Origin of the sequence: Nonomuraea sp. 3N208, from assembly GCF_052245935.1 — a bacterium.
Classification (GTDB): Bacteria; Actinomycetota; Actinomycetes; order Streptosporangiales; family Streptosporangiaceae; genus Nonomuraea.
The window spans coordinates 75,271-94,341 of the sequence record NZ_JBQQBR010000042.1 but is presented as its reverse complement, the minus strand read 5'-3'; the positions used below and the strand labels follow the sequence as shown (position 1 = coordinate 94,341).

Below are 19,071 nucleotides of genomic sequence, written 5' to 3'. Positions count from 1 at the left end.
GACTCAAGTCCCATGGGACGAAGATACCATGATGGGCATGTCAGTACCATATGAGTTGGGTGGTCGTCATCAGCAGAAGGCTCGCACGCGCCAAGCGCTCATCTCGGCCACGCGTGAGCTGCTGACACAGGGGGTCATCCCCACCGTGGAGCAGGCCGCAGCCGCAGCAGGGATCTCCCGGACGACGGCGTATCGGTACTTCCCCAACCAGCGCACGCTGCTGCTTGCCGCACATCCCGAGACCCAGCAGCAGTCGCTGTTGCCCGAGTATGCGCCCAGCGATCCGCAGGCCCGGCTCGACCTGGTCATGGAGGCTTTCACCCGGATAACGGTCGAGTGGGAACCGCAGCTGCGCACCTCGCTGCGCCTGTCGCTCGAACCGGCCCCCGACACTGACCGGCCGGTTCTCCGCGGAGGGCGAGCCATCGGCTGGATCGAGGACGCCCTGGCCCCCCTGCGCGAGACCAACCCCGAGATCGATGTGCATCGGCTCGCCGTGGCGATCCGATCCGCCAGCGGCATCGAAGCGCTGATATGGCTCACCGACATCGCCGGCCTCTCCCGTGAGGAGGCGGTGGAAACCATGCGCTGGTCGGCACACGCCCTGCTGCAAGCGGCGCTCGCCGGCGCGGCACCCTCACAGTCGTAGCCTTGCTCGTCCGACTCCGAACCTGGCCCAAGAAATAGTTCCTAGGGCAGGAGGCCTAAGAGCTGGTTCTTAGATCTGCTGACCAATCGTGGCTGAATCGTCGGGCCCGCACTGGGCTGCCCTGGCGTCTTGGAAGAAGTGGCGCGATGCTTCTCTTGGCGAGTTCGTCCAGAATCGCCTTGAGTGTCGAATACGCCTAGGCATCGAGAGCGAGGCGCGGGGGCAGCACGCATCCGACGTTACCCCCGATCACCCCCTGTCTGCGCTCAGCGCCTCGGCCATGATCGTTAGTGTTCCGTGCGGCGGGCGAGGAGGTATGCCTGCGGGAAGCCCCGGTTTGGGTCCTCACCCGGGGCGATGACCAGTCGGGCCACCTCGGCGAGCCCGGCCGTGAGCAGTAGTTCGGCTACGCGGTCGGGCGAATACCGGTAGGCGAGTGACACAAGGTGGTCGAAGGCCTCGGCCAACTCGTCGGAATCGTCGTACGCCTGGAAGCCGAGCAGCAGGTAGCCGCCGGGCGCCAGCACGCGGTGGAACTCGGCGAGTGTCCCGGAGAGTCGTTCGGGCGGGGTGTGAATGATCGAGTAGTGGGCCAGAACCCCGGCCAGGGAAGCGTCGTCCTCCGCAAGAGCATCCATCAGCCCCACCTCGAAGCGCAGCTTCGGATGAGCAACTCGGGCGAGTGCGATCATCTCCGGTGAGAAGTCGACGCCGAAGGCGTTCAAGCCGAGGGAATGCAGATGCGCCGTGACGTGGCCGGGGCCGCATCCCACGTCCGCCACCAGGCCGTCGCCGGTGGCTCGGATCAGTTCGGCGAAGACCGGGATCATCGCTTGGCCGAGTGGGCTGGAGTGGTAACGCTCAGGGATCTCCTCGGCGTAGCGGGTGGCGACGGCGTCGTACGCGGCGCGGGTAGCGGTGGAGAAGTCCGGCTCGGTCATGGAGAGCCATGCTATGCCCTGTCCGGCAGGCTGTGATCTTGCTTGTCGCGCCTGGCGCAAATCGTGCGGGCTGCCACCCGGTCGCGGTCGACGGCAGGGCCAGCAGTAAGGAGAGTGCGCTGATCACGAAGTGTTGGATGCCGGCGGGAGCGGCTTGGTTCTCAGAGGGCGTTGCGCGAGTGATGTCCCGTTGGTCGCTTGGACTGAGTGGGGCGTGCTGGTCGGGAACGTCGCGGTCGTGCTACGGACGCGGCTGAGCGAACAATCCGGGCTCGATCTCCACCAGGATTCCCAGACTGACCAGGCGTTTGAGCTTGGCGCGGACCTTCTCGGTGTTCTTCGGGACGATAGGCAGGTCCAGTGCCTGGCATAGGTCGCGAGCCCGCAAGGGGCGGCTGAGGTCGCCGAAGATGTTCAGGATCTGCCGTAGAAACCGTGATCGACGACCGTGTTCTTGAACCCCTGGTCAGCCAAGGCATGACCGAACCGGGATTGTTCACTCAGCCGCGTCCATAGCTCGACCGCGACGCTCCTGACCAGCCTGCCCTACGCAGCCCAAGCCACGAAAGGGACACCAAATCGCGCAACGCCCTCGGAGAAAGGAAGTGTTCCAGTTCAGGGAGTGGGAGAAGGCATCTGGGCTCCCCTCCGAGGGAATGGAAGGCTCAGCTGGCACGCGCGGGGCACCGAGACGCTGCCGGACGTTGACCGGCCATCTATAGGAGCCCTATTCTCGCCCGACGTGAAGCTCCTTAAGATCGCGGCGCTCGCCTGCGCCCTCATCACCCCCTTAGCCGGAACGGCGTCCGCGAACGCCTCGGCATTTCCGGTGAAAAACCCCGTCCTCACCAAGAGCGCACTATACGAGGCGGGCCCGCTGCCGCCGACGACATGCGACGAACTGCCGATTGAGCCGCACAACTCCGGGCAGGCCCGCGCCTACATTGACGAGGTCATCCGCTGCCTGGAGAACACGTGGGGGCCGTATCTGAAAAAGGCCGGCCTGCCGTATGAGCCGGTCAAAGTTCGGTACGTGAAGCGCCTGCCCAAGAACTACTGCGGTTCCGACGAAGAGGGCAGCCGGGATTCCGAGGTGTGGTATTGCGACTGGGACCGCACGCTGTCCTTCAAACTCGGCCCTTCTTGGCTTGCGTCCCCGTCCGACCTCCTGCTCTTCAACGAGGCCGCGCTGATGTACGGCTACCACGTGCAGAAGCTGACCGGCCTTTACGACGCCGGCGAAGATCTCAGGGCCGGCAGCAAAGCCGAGCATCAGGAGCAGTTCCGGCGCATGTACCTGCAGGTCGAATGTCTGGGCGGCGCCTTCATCCAGAGCGTCTGGCCGATCAAGGGCAGGACCACCGAGGATTGGAACAAGGTCCTGGGATACGTCCGGGACAACAACGTCAAGCATTGGATCCGGGTCGGTTTCCGCACCGGCGACCCGGGGTCCTGCAACACCTGGTCGGCGCCCTCGTCGAAGGTGGCTTAGAGCTGCTAACGCAACGAGGTGGGGCGTCGCCGGCAGATGAGGGCGCAGGCCAGCTTGAGGAAAGCTTCGTGGATGTCGGCGTGGTCCTCCCAGCGGATGCGCAGGCGGCGGAAGACGTGCAGCAGAGTGAAGGTCCGCTCGATGACCCAGCGCTGTTGCCTAGGCCGGAGCCGTGTTTGGTGCCGCGGCGGGCGATCAGCGGGCGGATCTGCAGCTCATGGTTGCTCCGGCGGGGCGGAGGCCTGCGGCGTTAGCGAGGAACAGTCAAGCGGCGCGGATGAACCGCAGTGGGTTCACGGTTACCTCAAGGACGATGGCGTGAGCGCCGTCGGCGTCGATGAGGTGCTCTTCCACGGTGGGACCGGTGATATCCAGGCGGTGGCGGTGCAGCCAGCCGAACAGGTCCTGCCCGGCGCGGACTACCCCTGCTGAGGGTGGAACGATGGCTCGTACGACGGTGCGGGCAGGCAGGAAGAGCTGCTCGCCGGCGCGGTCGGTGGTCACCGCGGCGGCGAATCCGCCCGTCGGCTGCCCGTGAAGCCAGGTCAGCAGGGCCGCCGGTGGCGCCGGGCAGACGGCGGCGAGTTCGGCGGGATGGTTGAGGTGCATGCGGCGGACGCGTAGCCGACGCGCGTCCACTGCGGTCTGCTGAGGCAGGATCGACATCGGCGCGGCGAGGTGGTCCTCGGCGTGAGCTGCGGTCGCGGCCAGCGTGGCGATGTCACGCCGGATGTTCGCCACGATCTCGGTCAGTGCCTGCCGCAGCTGTGTTTCGGGAGCGTCCAGCAGATCGGCGATCTGGCGCAGTGGCAGGCCGAGGCGCTGCAGTCCGCGGATGCGTTCGAGCCGGGACAGCTCGGCCACGCCGTACCAGCGGTAGCCGGTGATGCGGTCGACCGCGGCGGGAACCAGCAGTCCGATCTTGTCGTAGTGGCGCAGGGTGCGTTCGGATACGCCGACCATGCGCGCCAGTTGCCCGATCCGCCACATGGCGTCCCCTCTCCCGGCATGTTGACCTTGTCCCTGCGTCAGGGTTCTACCGTCACGGTCCATGACTGATCCGAACGATCGGCGCCGGCTCACCGGTGTGCTGCTGTTGACTTCGCTGCTAGCCATGATCGCCGGTGCGGCCATCGTGGTGCCATCGGGGTTGACCCTGAGTCCGTCCGACCCCGACGCCGCGCTGGTCGCAGTAGGCGAGCAGGTCGGGCTGCACTTGACCGAATTGGCCTTCGACGTGCTGGGCTGGCTGGCACTGACCGCGGCCGGGCTGGTGATGGCTGCTCGCCCGGCCGAGACGTCAAGACCGTATCTGGTGACGCTGGCTGGTGGCCTGCTGGCCGGCGCCGGGCTGGCAGGCCTGCTTCATGACGCCGGAAACCTGGCGCTGACCCAGTTAGCCGCCCGCCCGACGGCCCCGGCGGCCGCCACAGTGGTCTTGGCCGTCCTGCTCACCGCCAAATGGTCGGTCAATCTGGCCGGGCTGCTGTGGGTCGCTGCCACCGCCGCCGGCGCAGTGGGCATCCTGATGCCCGCCGGGCTTCGTATCACCGGCATGATCGCCGCACTTACCGGCCTGGCCGCGGTCGTGCTTCCGTGGACGACCGGGACCGACGGCCCTACGGCGGCGCTGGAACAGCTCGGGTACGCGCTCCACCTGCCCATCATGATCTGGTACGGGGTCCTGGGCTGGCGGTATCTGCGTAGGCAGCACGCGGACGTTGCTGCTTTTGATCTCCAATAGGCGGTAATCCGCCTTGTTGAGCGACACCGAGATGCCCGCGTTGAGCCGGGGAGGTCTCCAGGGACTCAAGACGAAGATCCCGTGAAGAGAGCGTGATGAAGGTCCGCGATGTGCGCCTTCCTGGCCGGTGGCACCGAGGTGTCTGCCCGGTAGGCATCGCCCCTGCGGACGAATGACGACCCGTCGTATGTGAAGGCCCCGGAGCTCCCGCATTTCCGGGGCCGAGACATATCTTGCGATCGAACGACCTTCAGAGCGTAGATGGGCCGGCGAGGACGGGGATCTTGCGTTGGACGAGGTCGGCCATGGCAGCCTGTCCCTGCTGGTTGAGGTGCAGAACCGCGTCGATGCCCTCCTGGCCCGGAGCGAGTGCATCGAATCCTCGGTAGAAGGGCGGCTCGGCCTGGCACAGCGAATGGCTCTCGAAGTCGGGCCGGAGATCGACCGAATTCACATAGGGGCTGACGAACCGGACGTTGACCCCCTGCGCCTTGGCGGCCCACGCGGCATTCCTCAGCGTCGCGTCGAGTTCTCTCGCGACCTGGTTGCCTTCCAGTCGCTCCTGCGCGCTGAACACCTGGCTGTCGCAGATCGGGTCCAGCGGGACGCCCTGGGCGTTCTCGCCTGGTGTGACCTGCTGTCCGTACCCGGTCAGCACGATCTTGGCGCGCGGGCTGCGGGCCTTGATGTCGATCAGGAGAGCCTTCAGCTTCTCGCCCATGGCCGGCAGCAGGCCTCTGATCGTCGTGGCGGGCGCGCCGGAGCAGTCCGCCTGGATGCACAGTCCGCCGAATCCGGCGAAGTCGATATCGCCGGTGCCGATGCTCAGCATGACCACGTTGGTGTTGCGCTTGAGCGCGTCGAACTGAGGGAGCTCGCCTTTGAACGATTCCCGTAGTGTTCTGATCGCCGAGCCGCTGCAGGTGACGTTCGTGAAATTCACCTGCTTGCCCCGCTGGCGGAGTTCGTTGACGATGATCGAGGAGTAAGAGTTGGCGCTGCGAAAGCAGCCTCCCTCGGTGCCCGGTTCGTAGTTGCCGGCGCCTGTGCCGGACCCATAGGAGTCACCCATCGCCACTACGTTCAGCGACGCAGTGGATTCGGCGTCGGCGGCGGCCGTAGTGGGTAATACACTTATCGTGCCGATGGCGAGAACCACTAGTAATGATTTCATGTCGGCATCTTAATGATATGCCATATAAAATCCGTGTGAATTAGTATGTTTCGTGCTTTGAATATCTCGAGGTGCACAGCGCGCTTCGGTAGGCGTCGGAAGCAGGGGTGCTGCCGGCTCGCGCGCCGGCGTTCTCCATCCGGAGCGGCGGTGCTGATCGAAGGTGAATGCTCGGCCCGCAGAGCGGTCAGACAGCCTGCCCGGTGGGGCTGACCTCCGGTGAGGCGTGATCGGCCTGGGCTGATCCACGCTGGGCTGATCAAGGAAGAGAACGCGAGGGTCTTCTGCGAGATCCTCGCGTGGCTCGCCGGGTACGAGTTCGACGACCTCGACTGGCAGGCCATCTCAGGCTCGCACTTCACAGGCTGACGCTCAGCAGCTTGCCCGCCATGCCGACGCATCCGGCGTTGTTGACCTGCCGGTCGACCTCCACCACCGCATCGGCTCGCGTCTGATGGGGGACGAACGTGGCGGGCATCTACCGGGTGAGGTCGCTGGCCGGAAGAGAGGAATGCGGATGGTGCATCGCCCGGTAGTCATTCACGTACGTACCAATCTGGGTCTACTACCCGGCGTCGAACGGCTCGGTACGGCGCTGCTGGATGAAGGGTTGGCCGAGGCCATCGGCGCGAGCGTCGGGCCGGTGGTGGAGGCGCCACCGTACTCGGGGGACCGCGCTCACCCGAGCCGGCTGCTCAACGCCGAGGCGATGGCCGAGTTGGCGCTGCGCCAGGCTGTCGTGGTGGCGGACGCGATCGAGGACGGCCGGTTGCCCGTGGTTCTCGGTGGGGACGACAGTGTGATCTTCGGTAGTTTGCTGGCGCTGCGTCGGCGAGGCGCTTACGGTTTGGTGTTTCTCGACGCGCACATCGACTTCTATCCGCCTAGCGACTCGCCGACGGGTCAGGCGTCGGATTCCGAGGTGTATCTCGCGTTCGGCTACGGTGCGGACGTGATCGCGAACGTGGACGGCGCACGACCGTTGGTCACCCCTCGGGCCGCAGCGTTGATCGGCCACCGTGACTCTGACGAGTGGCGGGACACCGGCGCGGCGCTGTCCGCCACCGATGCCCTGGTCGTCTCCCTTGAGGAACTGCGTGAGAAAGGCGCGGAGGCCACCGCCCGGCGGGCGCTCGCTCATCTGCACGACGCGGGCGTCGAGGGGTTCCTGCTGCACATCGACGCCGACGTGCTCGGTGATGCGCTCATGCCGGCGGTCGACTACCGCCTGCCCGGCGGGTTGGACCGAAGGGAGTTCGCCGTGCTCGCGGGGACGTTGCTGGCCGACGAGCGGGTCGCGTGTGTCGACGTAACGATCTACAACCCCTTGCTCGACCCGGACGGCGAGGCACGGCGTAACCTCACCGGCTGCTTGGTCGACGCGTTCAACCACGCCCGCGTCGCGTCGTAGCGGCCCGTGGATGAGGTGGTCGGCCTGACGTCCGGTGAGGCGTGATCAGCCCGGCAGAACCCATGTTGGGTGGATCAAGGGCGCCTCTGTGCTGCTCCAATCCGGCTGGTGTCGGACATTTAGCTTCAATGGTGGTCAAAAGGGTTCGCTAACCTCTTTAGGTGATCTCCTACCGTGCGATCGTCCCTGCGGACCTCCACCGCGTGACCGCTTGGGTCGTGTCCGAGCCCGTCGGCTGGATCCCTGCCGACCGTTACCTCGCGGAACTGGCCGAGAACATGTATCGGCCGGAATGGACGTGGATCGCCGAGGTCGGCGACCGAGTCGTGGGACGGGCTCTGTGGTGGGGGCCGAGGGACAGCGCGTACCCGGTCGCGCTCGACTGCCTCGACGTTGATCCCGCTGTGGGTGAGCGCACCGCCGTCGCCGCCGAGCTGATCAGGGCTGCGTTGGCGGGGTTCTCGCGGCCGGTGCAGTACGCGATCAAGGTGGCCGGCGGCTGGCGCGAGGATCCGGCCACGTCGGTGGCCGTGGAGTGGCGGCGGGCGGCAGCGCATGCGGCGGGCCTCAGCCGGGAGGTGGAGCGGCTGCAGTTCGAGTGGGCGCCGGCCGACGGGGTGCCCCCGGCGACCGGCGCGCTGCGGTTCGCCGAGGCGTCCGATGAGGAGTTCCTGGCGGTGTTCACGAGAATCGCCGAGGGCAGCCTGGATGCCCAGACCCGGGCGAGCGTGGCGGCCAAGGGAGTGGACGCGACCGCGCGCGAAGAGATGGACTTCTATCTCGGGGCGCCGGGCAAGCGGGAGTGGTGGCGGATCGCCTATTCGCACGAGGGCGAGGTGGCTGGTATGGCGATCCCGTCGGCGACGCCGTACAGCGTGAACGTGGGGTATCTCGGGGTGGTCCCGGAGTTGCGGGGGCGGGGCTATGTGGATGAGGTGCTCGGCGAGATCACCCGCATCCACGCGGCCAACGGAGCGCCGCGCGTCACCGCCACCACCGACGTGGGCAACGCGCCGATGGCGGCCGCGTTCCGGCGTGCTGGATACCGCAACACGGAGATTCGGATCAACCTCTCCAACGATCTCCGGCCCTGAGAACCGACTCGCCCGCCTCTGTGCGGGCCGGGACGAGGAAGCCGAGCGGCTGTTCGCCGAGTCGCTGGCCACGCCGGGCAGGTCCGTCGACGCTGACACAGCGCTCTGTTTCCGGGTGCTCGGCCGCTGGCTGGCCGACCTGGATGACGACGCCACCGTCGATGGTTTCGATGTGGGGCTGGGCGCGCTGCGCGGTCCGCCGACGTCGGCCCCACGCCGGTTTGGGGATTGTGGGCGCTGTTCAGCGTGGTGACCGATCGCGGGAGCGCGACGGCCTTGCGGCAACTGCGGGACATCGGTGTCGTTGTGCAGGCCGGTGCCGCGCACGGCATCGCCGACGTGGAAGCGTGGTTGCGGCATGCCCTGGCATTCCTGGAACCACGCGGCGAGGTGCGCACGACGTACTTCGGCTGATCGCGCAGCGATTGTCCAATCCCGAGATCGCACAGCGGCTCTACCTGTCGCCGCGAACGGTCGAAACCCACGTCAGCAACCTCTTGGCCAAGGCCGGAGCGTCCTCCCGCAGCGGTCTCGCCGTGCTCGTCGAATCCGGCCCGGACAAAGATCTCTGACTTCTTCCTCTACTCGGTTGATAATGCCAGTGGTCTTGATGTCGGGTTGGCGGCGTGATCAGTAGGCCGTGGGGTTGAGCTCCTGGAGGATGGCCTGACCCGCCGCGCGGTGCTCGGCGGCCGCGGCCGGGTCCGTCACGTCGAGCACGATCGCGATCCCCTGGTGGGCCAGGGTCTCCGCGTACCGGTTGCCCAGCTTCGGGGCCAGCTCCAGCGCCTGCCGGTGCAGCCGCAGGGCCTCCTCGGGCAGGCCCGCCAGCCGGCAGGTCTCACCGTAGCTGTTGAGGAAGTGGATCTTCCAGTGTTCCTCGAAGAGTTCGTCCAGCAGCGCGAACGCCTGCCGATGGCTGGCCAGCGCCTCCTCGTAGCGGCCCATCTGCCGCAGTGCGACGCCCAGGCAGTTGAGGCACCAGGCCTCGTTGTGCTTGTGTCCGTCCTCGCGGGCCAGCGCCAGCGCCTCCTGCAGGTGCTCCACCGCTTCGCCGGGCTCCTCGCGGGCGATCGCCACGCCGAGGGTGATCCGGGCCGTCAGCGGGAGTGCCGACGCGGGGTCGGTGTGCGGGATGTCCAGCGCGTGCCGGGCCAGCCGCGCCGCATCCTCGCGGTGTCCCAGCTGCAGCATCGCCCAGGCCTCGTACGCGGTCGCATGGGCCGCGCCCATCGGGCAATCGGCCTCCGTGTACAGCTTTCCCGCCAGCCGGAAAAGCTCGAGCGGCTCCTCGACGTACCCCTCGTCCCACCGCAGGTAGCCGCGGCGCATGATCAGCTCGGCCTCGAACCAGGTGTCCCCCGACTGGGACACCAGCGGTGCCGCCGCCTCGTACGCGGCTTCGGCCTCCGCCATGCGGCCCGCGTTGTACCGGGCGAAGCCCAGGTCGCTGTGCGCCTCGGCCAGGTGCAGCGGATCGCCCAGGCGCTGCGCGGCGGCCAGCGACCGCTCGAAGAGGACGTTGAGGTGCGTGGTGCCGCAGCGCCGCGCGAAGAAGGTCCGCATGAAGCGCGGCAGCTCGCACGCATGGGCGTCGGCTCCGGTGGCGACCGCCACCTCGAAGGCGGCCATCAGGTTCGAGTATTCCGTGACGAACCAGAAGAGGGCCGCCTTTTTGTCGGTGAACCGCGGCAGCTCGGCGGGGGGCCGGCCCGCGGAGGCCGCCCGGCTGCGCGACAGGAGCGGCATCGCGGCGTCGGCGGCGGCCGCCGCGTGCACGTAGTAGTCGAGCACCCGGCCCAGCGCCTGCTCCCGCTCCGCCGCCGAGTCCTGCTCCTCAGCGGCCCGGCGCGCGTGCTGGTGCACCAGGTCGTGCAGCCGGTACCGGCCGGCCGCCGGCTGCTGGACGAGGTGCGCGTCGAGCAGGTCCTCCAGCATCGCCCGGGCGCTGCGCAACGGCACGTCCGCCAGCGCCGCCGCCACGTACTCGTCGAAGGAGGACCCGAGCAGCAGGCCCAGCAAGCGGAACAAGCGGCGCTGGCCCCGGTCCAGCTGCCGTACCGACATGGCGAACGCGGTGTCGAACTCGTTCGCGCCCTCCCGCATCCGCTCGACGAGGATGCCCACGGTCCAGCCCGGCCGGTGCCGCAGCCGGGCCGCGGCCAGCCGCAAGGCCAGCGGCAGGTGGCCGCACAGCCGCAGCACCTCGGCCGCGGACTCCGGGTCGCGGGCCAGCCGGCCGTCCGGGCCGCTGGGGTCACCGCTGGCGCGGGCCAGCAACTCCGCACTCTCCTGAGGGGTCAGCACGTCCAGCGACACCGGCGGCACCTCGTCCAGGCCCAGCAGCCGGTTGCGGCTGGTGATCAGGGCGACGGAGGCGCCGGCGCCGGGCAGCAGCGGGCGGACCTGGTCAGCGTCGGCGGCGTTGTCGAGGACCACGACGGCCCGTAGGCTCGCCAGTTCTGACCGCCAGCAGGCGGCCAGTGGCTCGATGCCACCCTCCTGCGGGATCTTTTCTGAGGGGACGTCGAGCGCGGCGAGCAAGGCCCGCAGCGCGGGATCGGGATCGAGCGGTTCCCGCCCCTCGGTGAACCCGTGCAGGTCCAGATAGAGCTGGGCGTCCGGGTAGTCGGCGGCCAACCGGTGCGCGGCGTGCACCGCCAGACAGGTCTTGCCGACGCCCGCCATGCCGTCGACGGCGACCACCCGGCTGCTGTCCACCGTGGCGAGCACGGCCGCGAGCTGGGCCTGGCGTCCAGTGAAATCGGGCACGTCACGCGGCAGATCGTTGCGCGGCGGACGCGGGGCACCGGCGGGCGGCGACGGCGGCTGAACCTGGCGGCTGGTCTTCGGGGGCGCCGGCAGCGGATTCGAGGTCCGTTCCCACAGCGGGCGCAGCGGGCGGGGGTCGCGCTTGACGAGGCGGCAGAGCGCGATCACCGCGGACCAGGGCGGCACCGTCTGGCCGCTGAGGTAGCGCGACAGCGACGACGAGCTGAGACCCGTGTCCCGCGCGAGGGCCCGCACACCGAGCCCGGACAGCTCCTGCAGCATACGCAGCCGGGCGGCCAGCTCTTCCTGTGGATCGGCCATGGCCGTTCGCTGTTGCACAACCACAGTTCCCCGCCTCCCTGTCCCGCCCCGGCGGAAACTTCCCGGGCCGGGTCGCCGCTGGTAGAGCCCGTTTCAGTTGTCCCACGGTGTCCCACTGCCGTCGTCATCGTAAGCCCGCTCGGCTGTGATGGAGTCACGCCCCGAGGGAACGGGGCACCGACCCAGAGGAGAACACCGAAATGCAGTCTCGTATGCAGAACCCCGCCTTCGTCCTGTCCGGTGCGATGCAGCCCATCCAGGAGATCTTCAAGGCCGTGCACTCCGGTGGGGTGGACGGGCAGACGCTGGAGCTGGTGCATCTGCGGGTCAGCCAGATCAACGGCTGCAGCGCCTGCGTCGACGGCGGCGCCAAGACGGCCCGCAAGGCCGGAGTGAGCGACGAGAAGCTGGCCACGCTCGTCGCATGGCGGGAGACCCCGTACTTCACCGAGGAGGAGCGGGCGGCACTCGCGCTGGCCGAGGCCGCGACGCGGCTGGCCGATCGTCCCGACGCGGTGAACGACGAGATCTGGGACGCGGCCGCCACCTACTACGACGAGAAGCAGCTGGCCGCGATCGTCCTGATGATCGGCGTCACCAACCTGTTCAACCGGCTCAACGCCACGACCCGCCAGATCGCCGGTGCCTGGGGCTGACGGGCCCGCGCCGGAACGCGCTCGCGTGCTGGAAACGGGCCGTGAACGTCAGTTTCGGAGAAGCCGCCCGCAGCGGTCCCCTCGTTTGCCAATTCTCATCATGAAGCCACATACCGGAAGGAAACTGCAGTGAACGACACGAAGAAGGCCGACAGGACGTTCGACGGGTTCACGGACGAGGAACGAGCCGCGATGAAGGAGCACGCCCAGGAGCTGAAGACGGCCGCGCGCCGCGGCTCGCGCGCGACCAAAGTCGACGGGGAGCGTGACGTGCTCGCGAAGATCGCTGAGATGGCGGAAGCGGACCGAGTCATCGCCGAGCGGCTCCATGCCATCATCAAAGCCAGCGCGCCGGGCCTGTCGCCGAAACTCTGGTACGGGCAGCCCGCCTACGCCAAGGACGGCAAGATGGTCTGCTTCTTCCAACCTGCGGAGAAGTTCAAGGCGAGGTACGCGACCCTCGGCTTCAACGACCCGGCGAACCTCGACGACGGCACTATGTGGCCGACCTCCTTCGCGCTGACGGGGTTGACCGCCGCCGACGAGGCGACGATCGGCGCGCTCGTGAAGCGAGCGGTGAGCTGAGGCCCGAGGGCAGGGCGCTGGAGACCTGCCGGGACGGCGGCGCGTACTTCGGTGGAATCGAGGGCACAGGCGAGGGTCACGGGTTGGACAGGAGCTTCAGCAGGGATTCCACGTACGGCTGTGCCGGGCCTCGGTCGCGGCGGGTTGTGGCGACGCCGATGTGGCGGGACGGATTGGGTGGCTGGAGGGAGATGGCGACCAGGTCGGGGGCTTCCATGAGGGCGATCTCCGGGATGAGCGCGACGCCCACTCCGGCCGAGACAAGCGACTGGGCGAACATGTAGTCGGTCGCGCTGCAGGAGATGCGCAGCTCGAAGCCCGCCAGGGCGGCGTAGCGCCGCAGGAGGTCGACGGTCTTCAGGCACCCGAGCACCCAGCGTTCGTCGGCCAGTTCGGCAAGATGAAGGCTTTCCCGATGGGCGTAGGGATGAGTGCGAGGCAGGACGACCCGGAGCGGGTCGGTTCTGAGCGCGGTCCAGACGAGACCGGACCGGTCGCCCGGGCCGGCCGGTGGGGGCCCGTCGAAGTGGTAGGCCAGGGCGAGGTCGGCCCGTCCTTCCTTGAGTAGCGGGATGCTGTCCTCCGGCTCCCGCTCCAGGATGGTCAGCTCCACCTCGGGGTGGGCGGCGGCGAACTCCGCGAGCGCGGACGGGAGCAGCTTCCGGCCTCCGCTGGCGAACGTCGCAACCGTGAATCGGGTGCGCTCGCAGGCGAGCCGGTCGATCCGTTCCTGGGCGTCGGTCAGCTCCGCGGCGATGGCCTCCGCCGTCTCCACCAGCAGGAGGCCCGCTTCGGTGAGTGTCACGCCTCGAGTGCTGCGCTCGACGACGGCCAGGCCGAGGCCGCGTTCCAGCGCGGCGATCTGCTGCGACACGGCCGATGGGGTGAAGCGCAGCTCGGTGGCGGCCCGGTTGAAGCTGCCGTGCTTGGCCACCTCGCGCAGCACACGCAGGCGCTGGACGTCGATCATTAGTTTTCCTGTCGACTGGATAAGCAGATCGCCACTACCGCTTACGACTATAGGTTCGCCAGGCTGTGGCCATGAACAGCGTGTGTGTGATCGGCGGCAACCGGTACTTCGGAAGAGGGGTGATCGAGCGGCTGCGTGACGCGGGAACGGCCGTCACCGTGGTCAATCGTGGCTCCTCACCGGCGCCGGAAGGGGCCAGGCAGCTCATCGCCGACCGCGACGACGAGGACGGGCTGCGTGCCGCCCTCGGAGATCGCGCCTTCGACGTGGTGATCGACCAGGTTTGTTACACGCCGCAGCAGGCTGCCTCGGCGCGGCGGGTCTTCGCGGGGCGCACGCGACGGTACGTGATGACCTCCACGATCGAGGTGTATTCCGCGCTGGACAGCAACGCGCCGGTCGCCGAGGACGCAATCGATCTCGCGACCCTGCCGGTACGAATGGACCTGCCGTGGCACGAACCGGCCTTCGTCGACGAGCACTACGGGGTGGGCAAGGCTCAGGCGGAGGCGGTCTTCGCCCGTGAGCCGGTGTTCGACTTCGTGAGCGTCCGTACGGGACACGTGCTGGGCGGTGCGGACTTCACCGGGCGGCTCGACCACTACACAACGCGGATCCGCGACGGCCTCCTCGTCGGCGTACACCGGGAGCCGCGCCCGTCGTCGTTCATCAACTCCGGGGAGATCGCCGACTTCCTGGTATGGACTGCGGAGTCCGGCTTCACGGGGCCGGTGAACGCCTGTTCGCACGGGCCGTTCGACGTCACCTACCTGTGTGACGCGCTGTCCGCGGCGGCCGGAGCCGGGCCGGCGGCGTACACGACGGGCCGCGACATTTCACCGTTCTCCTTCGACCGTGCGTACGCCATGGACAACGGACGTGCCGTCCGGCTCGGCTTCGTGTTCTCGCACACTGCGGACTGGCTGCCGCGCGTCCTCTCGGAGGCCCTGGCATGCGTGTGATCGGCGGCGTTTCCGTCAGCGCGATCGGGCTGGGCGCGATGCCGCTGTCCATCGAGGGCAGGCCGGACGAGGCCAGAGCGATCGCCACGGTCCACGCGGCGCTGGACGCGGGAGTCACGCTGATCGACACGGCGGACTCCTACCACTGGCACGCCGGCGAGGCCGGGCACAACGAGCTGCTCATCGCCCGCGCGCTGGCGAGCTACGGCGGTGACACAGGCGATGTCCTCGTGGCGACCAAGGGCGGCCGGGGCCGTCCTGGCGACGGCTCCTGGACGGTGAACGGCGATCCACGTCACCTCAAGCGTGCGTGCGAGGGTTCGCTCAAGCGGCTGGGGGTCGCTGCCATCGGGCTGTACCAGCTGCACAAGCCCGATCCGGCGGTGCCGTTCGCGGAGTCGGTTGGTGCGCTCCGCGAGCTGCACGACGAAGGCAAGGTCCGGATGGTCGGGATTTCCAACGTGGACGTGCCGCAGATTCGGCAGGCCCGTCGGGAGCTCGGCGGCCGGCTGGTCTCCGTGCAGAACCGGTATTCGCCCGCGGTCCGCGACAGTGGCCCCGAGCTGTGGCTCTGCGCCGAACTCGGGATCGCGTTCCTGCCATGGAGCCCACTTGGCGGGATCTCGCGGAGCGCGCTCGAAGCGGGGGCGGCACGGCCTGCTGGGCACACCGCGTTCCACGCGATCGCCAGTGAACGGAACGTCAGCCCGCAGCAGGTGTGCCTCGCTTGGCTGCTCGCGGCCGGCCCGCATGTCATCCCGATCCCCGGCGCGAGCCGCCCGGCCTCCATCCGAGACTCCGCCGCCGCGACCGGTCTGACGCTCACAGATCAGGAGCTCGCCAGGCTCGGAGAACCCGGACGATACTAGCTCCGGCCACATGACGGATTGTGCGGTCCTGGAGCAAATCGTCGGTGAGTATGCCGTGGGCGGGCTCCGCAGGGTAAAGGCGCGGCGAAGTCGTCACCAAGGAATGTGTCAGCCCGGTCGGCCCGCATGCCGGGCTGGCAGGCTTGAAGCGGTCTTTCGGAGACGAAACCGGGCGGAGGGCTCATGCGCCTTGTCGGAGATGACCAGCAATTCGATCGCCTGCTCGACGCGGCGGGCGCCTACTGGGCTGGAAGCCGACCATCTCGGGCGGGCAGCGATCAATGTGTCGTCACCGAGGCGCTGCATCAGGACATCCGGGTCGTGATACGCAATCTCCTGATGGCGAATGCGCTGTGCGACCTGCTATCGGCCCGGCTGGTCGTGCTCACCGGCACGGATGAGGAGTGGAGCGAGGCGCTCTGGGAGCAGTACGACATCGAGCGGGCCCGGCGACTGGCCGAGGCGTTCGGGGCGGCCGAGGTCGTCAACGTGCACGACCTCGTGGACCGTCACCTGGCCGGTCGCGGCGAAAGCGCAGCTCCGGCGGGCCTCGACGCTGTGGAGAGAGCGACGCTCGTCCGGTTGGCTCGCGTGCCGCGGCTGCCTGAGACCGAGGACGAGTGGTATCGAGCGCGCCGAGACCGCACCAGGGCCTTTTCCGCCGTCTACGCACGATTGTTCGCCGACGTGCCCGCCGCCGCCCTCGTCACCAGCCATGTCGACTACGACCAGTGGGGGCTGGCGGTCGAGGCGGCCATGCGCCGGGAGATACCGGTCGTACACGTCCAGAGCACCGGGTGCATGAAGGCATATGCGCTCTTTCCAGAGCGGCGCAAGGGCCTGCGTACGTTCAGAGAGGAACTCACCGGCCTGATCGCCGAGCATTTCCAGGACCACGTATGGCCACACAGGACAGCCATCAAGGCGAACGCCGAGTTGGTGGCCAGCAGGGCGAAAGGCAATCTCGGCCGCCCGAGTTGGTGGCGGGCCGGCCGCACCAGTCAGTTCGAGCTGCAGTCAGAGACGGAGCGGCGGCAGCTGCGCCTGCTGGGATGTCAACGTTTCGGGCTGGATCCGGATCGTCCGATGTTCGCGGTCTTCAACCACGCCATTTCCGACGCTCTGGGCACCAACAGAGAGGTGTTCGACGATCTGGCCCAGTGGTTCGAGGAGACCGCGGACTTCGCCGCGCGACATGACTCGGTCAACTGGCTCTTCCTGGACCATCCCAGCCAGTCGCTCTATGACAGGACCGGGCATTTCGCCGCGGTGACAGAACGCCATGCCGAGCGCCGGCACATGGCCTTCATGCCCAGCCTCGCGCTGTCGAAGAACATGTTGTGGAGCATGACGGACCTGGGCGTGACCGTGCGCGGGAGCGTCTCGAACGAACTCCCCGCCTTCGGCATTCCGGTCATCCAGGCCGGCTGGTCGGAATGGAGCGGATGCGGGCTGTCGCACGTACCCGAGAACCGGGACGACTACTGGCGATTGCTCGGCGAGGCCATCGACCGGCATGTCAAAGGCGAGTCCATGGTGACGGAGGAGCAGCGGGAGCGCGCCCGTCTCTGGTTGTGGCTCTACCGCAGCGGAGCCGACGTGCCGTCGCCGTTGCTGCCGCACTGGGAAATGGGCGAAGGAGACACGTACGCTCATGCGCTCACCATCGCCATGCGGCACGTGGAACGCGACGGCGATCCCTTCCCATGCGCGGTACGCCGCATGTGGGAGAGGCGTGAGCCGCTCCTCACCCGGCTGGACTTCCGACATACCACCGGAATCGACCGTGCCCTCGGCCCTCCCGTACGCGCCGTGACCGAGGCTCCACCGGCAATGCTCACCGCCACCGGTTTCGACACGGCCGTCCCGCCCGCCCAGGTGCCGATGGACATCTCGAGCGGCCAGGCGGCCGAGGTGCAGGCGGCGGACCACTTCCATCGTGGGGAGCAGATCGTGGGCCGGTTCGAGCGCTCGGGGCTGGTCGGCCTCAAGGTGGCGGAAGCCGACCACGCCCTGCGCGTCACCGTCTCCCTGTCCGTGGACGATCTATCGGAGCAGGGCTGGAATCTCAAGCGAGAGACGGACGCGGATGACCAGGCGCTGCCGCGGCTCATCCAGGTCCGTGCCCAGGGGCGGTTGCGCCAGTGCCTGCTTCTGGAGAGAGGTGGTGCCAGGAAGAGGGGCACCGTCGTGTTCGACCTGATGCCCGATGAGATGCCGGCCGATGGCCTGCTCTGCATCGAGGTGCTGGACGTCACGGAAGGCAGCGGCGTCCCGGAGACGCTCCGGGGAGCCGTGGCGGGCTCGGTCATGGACGACGGCGTGGCCGGCCTGCGCATCGACCGCGTCAGGCTCCAGGAGCTCCCGGACGACGACGTCTCCGGCACCGCTCACGCGATCTTGGACGCGTCACGTTGCGAGCGCGCCTCCCTGATCAGCTCCGGCGGCCTGGTCAACCTCAAGCGACGCGGCAGCAGTTCCCTGAGCACCGGCATGTTCGTCGTCAATCCCGTTCCGCAGGGCGTCTTCGGATCCGGCGGCGACCTCATGATCCGGCTCGGCCAGCATGCGGGCGGCACCCCGGCGCGCCGCGAGCTGAGAGCGTGGCCGCGCCGGATGGCGTGGCGCCGGGCAAGGCGGGAACGCCGCATGTCAGGGGCTCCGAACGTGGGGCAGGTCCTGAGCATCCACAACGGCGATGAGGTGCCCGTGGCGCACTCGAAAACGGGCGACACCGCCGAGCTCAGCCTCCGTGCGCCGGTTGAGTCACCGCTCCTCGTCACCGTCGCTCCGGCGCAGGGCGCCGAGCCGGCCCTTATCTCCGCCGACTGGTTTCCCTGATGGTTCGTAAGGGGCGGTCAACGCCGCTTCTATGTCTGCGCCGTGGCGCTCCAGCCCCAGAGGGCGACGTGGCGGTCGGGTCAACGGTTGAACCAGCGTCGGCTCGCGGGCAGGAGCAGCGCGATGACGACGGTCACGGGGAAGAACGTGTTCGGGTGGAGGATCTGGTGCCAGGTCAGGTCGGAGTCGATGACGAGCAGGACGAAGCGCTGCGTAAGTAAGAAGATCTCGAGGACGACGGCCGTCCAGACCAGCCGTTTCCGGCGGGTCGGCCAGCGAGCCAGCACCCAGCCGGTCAGGGCCGTGATCGCGGTGCCGTAGACCAGGAGCCAGAACACCGTAACGTTCATCGTAGCGGTGGCGGCGCCGAGCATGAAGGCCAGCGCCACCAGGCTGAACGCGACATCGAGCGTCAGGATGAATCTGGCCGTTCTCACGGCTGCAGGCATGCGCCCGGTCCCGGTGGTTTCCGTCACACCGTCATTGTGGCGGGGAAACGGTGGCGCAACCATTGCCGCGAACTTCGCGTTAACCGGCCCTTTCGAGGAAGCGGCCATTGGCAGGCGGATGAAATCACCGGTGGACAGGTG

The 19,071-nt window shown here is 68.2% G+C and carries 19 protein-coding genes and 1 pseudogene; 13 read left to right on the top strand and 7 right to left on the bottom strand.

Features of this window, described 5'->3' with window-relative positions; translation table 11 throughout:
* Positions 1 to 37: 37 nt before the first annotated feature.
* Positions 38 to 649 carry a TetR/AcrR family transcriptional regulator gene (locus ACTWPT_RS45945; protein ID WP_443183856.1) on the top strand — a complete coding sequence of 204 codons (612 nt, stop codon included), beginning with the start codon at positions 38 to 40 and terminating at the stop codon, positions 647 to 649.
* A 287-nt stretch (positions 650 to 936) separates the two neighbouring features.
* On the opposite strand, the gene ACTWPT_RS45940 is transcribed toward ACTWPT_RS45945, so the two are convergent.
* Entirely contained in the window at positions 937 to 1,590 is a 654-nt protein-coding gene (locus ACTWPT_RS45940) for a class I SAM-dependent methyltransferase (protein ID WP_443183855.1), read from the bottom strand.
* A 622-nt stretch (positions 1,591 to 2,212) separates the two neighbouring features.
* Between ACTWPT_RS45940 and ACTWPT_RS45935 the strand changes: the two genes are divergently transcribed.
* Positions 2,213 to 3,082: a hypothetical protein gene (locus ACTWPT_RS45935; protein ID WP_443183854.1), complete on the top strand. Its 870-nt coding sequence runs from the start codon at positions 2,213 to 2,215 to the stop codon at positions 3,080 to 3,082.
* A 5-nt stretch (positions 3,083 to 3,087) separates the two neighbouring features.
* Here ACTWPT_RS45935 and ACTWPT_RS45930 read toward each other — a convergent pair.
* Together ACTWPT_RS45930 and ACTWPT_RS45925 are read right to left on the bottom strand one after the other, a co-directional pair.
* Positions 3,088 to 3,290 (bottom strand): annotated as a pseudogene (locus ACTWPT_RS45930) (transposase); the annotation flags it as partial.
* A 56-nt stretch (positions 3,291 to 3,346) separates the two neighbouring features.
* On the bottom strand, positions 3,347 to 4,072 hold the full coding sequence (locus ACTWPT_RS45925; protein WP_443183853.1) for a MerR family transcriptional regulator: 726 nt from the start codon (positions 4,070 to 4,072) through the stop codon (positions 3,347 to 3,349).
* A 61-nt stretch (positions 4,073 to 4,133) separates the two neighbouring features.
* On the opposite strand from ACTWPT_RS45925, the gene ACTWPT_RS45920 reads away from it, so the two are divergent.
* On the top strand, positions 4,134 to 4,826 hold the full coding sequence (locus ACTWPT_RS45920) for a hypothetical protein (RefSeq protein WP_443183852.1): 693 nt from the start codon (positions 4,134 to 4,136) through the stop codon (positions 4,824 to 4,826).
* Positions 4,827 to 5,076: 250 nt separating this feature from the next.
* Here ACTWPT_RS45920 and ACTWPT_RS45915 read toward each other — a convergent pair whose 3' ends face one another.
* A complete protein-coding gene (locus ACTWPT_RS45915; RefSeq protein ID WP_443183851.1) occupies positions 5,077 to 5,985 on the bottom strand; it encodes an SGNH/GDSL hydrolase family protein in 909 nt (302 codons plus the stop codon).
* A gap of 234 nt (positions 5,986 to 6,219) precedes the next feature.
* Between ACTWPT_RS45915 and ACTWPT_RS45910 the strand changes: the two genes are divergently transcribed.
* From ACTWPT_RS45910 to ACTWPT_RS45890, 5 genes are all read left to right on the top strand, one after another.
* Positions 6,220 to 6,369: a hypothetical protein gene (locus tag ACTWPT_RS45910; protein ID WP_443183850.1), complete on the top strand. Its 150-nt coding sequence runs from the start codon at positions 6,220 to 6,222 to the stop codon at positions 6,367 to 6,369.
* Positions 6,370 to 6,517: 148 nt separating this feature from the next.
* Positions 6,518 to 7,411, top strand: coding sequence for an arginase family protein (locus ACTWPT_RS45905; RefSeq protein ID WP_443183849.1), 894 nt, complete (start codon positions 6,518 to 6,520; stop codon positions 7,409 to 7,411).
* Between the two features lie 161 nt (positions 7,412 to 7,572).
* A complete protein-coding gene (locus ACTWPT_RS45900) occupies positions 7,573 to 8,505 on the top strand; it encodes a GNAT family N-acetyltransferase (RefSeq protein ID WP_443183848.1) in 933 nt (310 codons plus the stop codon).
* Between the two features lie 249 nt (positions 8,506 to 8,754).
* Entirely contained in the window at positions 8,755 to 8,919 is a 165-nt protein-coding gene (locus ACTWPT_RS45895; RefSeq protein ID WP_443183847.1) for a hypothetical protein, read from the top strand.
* Between the two features lie 11 nt (positions 8,920 to 8,930).
* Complete coding sequence (locus tag ACTWPT_RS45890; protein ID WP_443183846.1) at positions 8,931 to 9,077, top strand: response regulator transcription factor; 147 nt, start codon at positions 8,931 to 8,933, stop codon at positions 9,075 to 9,077.
* A gap of 58 nt (positions 9,078 to 9,135) precedes the next feature.
* Here the strand turns inward: ACTWPT_RS45890 and ACTWPT_RS45885 are convergent, their stop codons facing one another.
* Positions 9,136 to 11,598, bottom strand: a complete 2,463-nt coding sequence (locus ACTWPT_RS45885; protein WP_443183845.1) for a tetratricopeptide repeat protein — start codon at positions 11,596 to 11,598, stop codon at positions 9,136 to 9,138.
* A 200-nt stretch (positions 11,599 to 11,798) separates the two neighbouring features.
* Here ACTWPT_RS45885 and ACTWPT_RS45880 point away from each other — a divergent pair, with 200 nt between their 5' ends.
* Both ACTWPT_RS45880 and ACTWPT_RS45875 read left to right on the top strand, forming a co-directional pair.
* Positions 11,799 to 12,254, top strand: coding sequence for a carboxymuconolactone decarboxylase family protein (locus tag ACTWPT_RS45880; protein WP_443183844.1), 456 nt, complete (start codon positions 11,799 to 11,801; stop codon positions 12,252 to 12,254).
* A 192-nt stretch (positions 12,255 to 12,446) separates the two neighbouring features.
* Positions 12,447 to 12,839 (top strand): iron chaperone, encoded by a 393-nt coding sequence (locus tag ACTWPT_RS45875; protein ID WP_443183878.1) that lies wholly within the window; start codon positions 12,447 to 12,449, stop codon positions 12,837 to 12,839.
* Between the two features lie 76 nt (positions 12,840 to 12,915).
* Here ACTWPT_RS45875 and ACTWPT_RS45870 read toward each other — a convergent pair whose 3' ends face one another.
* Positions 12,916 to 13,809: a LysR family transcriptional regulator gene (locus ACTWPT_RS45870; protein WP_443183843.1), complete on the bottom strand. Its 894-nt coding sequence runs from the start codon at positions 13,807 to 13,809 to the stop codon at positions 12,916 to 12,918.
* 71 nt (positions 13,810 to 13,880) lie between these two features.
* On the opposite strand from ACTWPT_RS45870, the gene ACTWPT_RS45865 reads away from it, so the two are divergent.
* From ACTWPT_RS45865 to ACTWPT_RS45855, 3 genes are all read left to right on the top strand, one after another.
* The gene (locus ACTWPT_RS45865; protein WP_443183842.1) at positions 13,881 to 14,771 is read left to right on the top strand and encodes an NAD-dependent epimerase/dehydratase family protein; all 891 of its coding nucleotides are present in this window, start codon (positions 13,881 to 13,883) and stop codon (positions 14,769 to 14,771) included.
* Positions 14,762 to 15,640: an aldo/keto reductase gene (locus tag ACTWPT_RS45860; RefSeq protein WP_443183841.1), complete on the top strand. Its 879-nt coding sequence runs from the start codon at positions 14,762 to 14,764 to the stop codon at positions 15,638 to 15,640. The genes ACTWPT_RS45865 and ACTWPT_RS45860 overlap by 10 nt, the downstream gene beginning before the upstream one ends.
* 183 nt (positions 15,641 to 15,823) lie before the next feature.
* Positions 15,824 to 18,481, top strand: coding sequence for a hypothetical protein (locus tag ACTWPT_RS45855; RefSeq protein ID WP_443183840.1), 2,658 nt, complete (start codon positions 15,824 to 15,826; stop codon positions 18,479 to 18,481).
* A gap of 80 nt (positions 18,482 to 18,561) precedes the next feature.
* Here ACTWPT_RS45855 and ACTWPT_RS45850 read toward each other — a convergent pair whose 3' ends face one another.
* Complete coding sequence (locus ACTWPT_RS45850; RefSeq protein ID WP_443183839.1) at positions 18,562 to 18,957, bottom strand: hypothetical protein; 396 nt, start codon at positions 18,955 to 18,957, stop codon at positions 18,562 to 18,564.
* Positions 18,958 to 19,071: the final 114 nt, after the last annotated feature.

Coding starts and splice junctions, on each gene's coding strand:
- ACTWPT_RS45945 (WP_443183856.1), top strand. CDS start 38: ATGTCAGTACCATATGAGTTGGGTGGTCGTCATCAGCAGAAGGCTCGC.
- ACTWPT_RS45940 (WP_443183855.1), bottom strand. CDS start 1,590: ATGACCGAGCCGGACTTCTCCACCGCTACCCGCGCCGCGTACGACGCC.
- ACTWPT_RS45925 (WP_443183853.1), bottom strand. CDS start 4,072: ATGTGGCGGATCGGGCAACTGGCGCGCATGGTCGGCGTATCCGAACGC.
- ACTWPT_RS45920 (WP_443183852.1), top strand. CDS start 4,134: ATGACTGATCCGAACGATCGGCGCCGGCTCACCGGTGTGCTGCTGTTG.
- ACTWPT_RS45905 (WP_443183849.1), top strand. CDS start 6,518: ATGGTGCATCGCCCGGTAGTCATTCACGTACGTACCAATCTGGGTCTA.
- ACTWPT_RS45885 (WP_443183845.1), bottom strand. CDS start 11,598: ATGGCCGATCCACAGGAAGAGCTGGCCGCCCGGCTGCGTATGCTGCAG.
- ACTWPT_RS45880 (WP_443183844.1), top strand. CDS start 11,799: ATGCAGTCTCGTATGCAGAACCCCGCCTTCGTCCTGTCCGGTGCGATG.
- ACTWPT_RS45875 (WP_443183878.1), top strand. CDS start 12,447: ATGAAGGAGCACGCCCAGGAGCTGAAGACGGCCGCGCGCCGCGGCTCG.
- ACTWPT_RS45870 (WP_443183843.1), bottom strand. CDS start 13,809: ATGATCGACGTCCAGCGCCTGCGTGTGCTGCGCGAGGTGGCCAAGCAC.
- ACTWPT_RS45865 (WP_443183842.1), top strand. CDS start 13,881: ATGAACAGCGTGTGTGTGATCGGCGGCAACCGGTACTTCGGAAGAGGG.
- ACTWPT_RS45860 (WP_443183841.1), top strand. CDS start 14,762: ATGCGTGTGATCGGCGGCGTTTCCGTCAGCGCGATCGGGCTGGGCGCG.
- ACTWPT_RS45855 (WP_443183840.1), top strand. CDS start 15,824: ATGCGCCTTGTCGGAGATGACCAGCAATTCGATCGCCTGCTCGACGCG.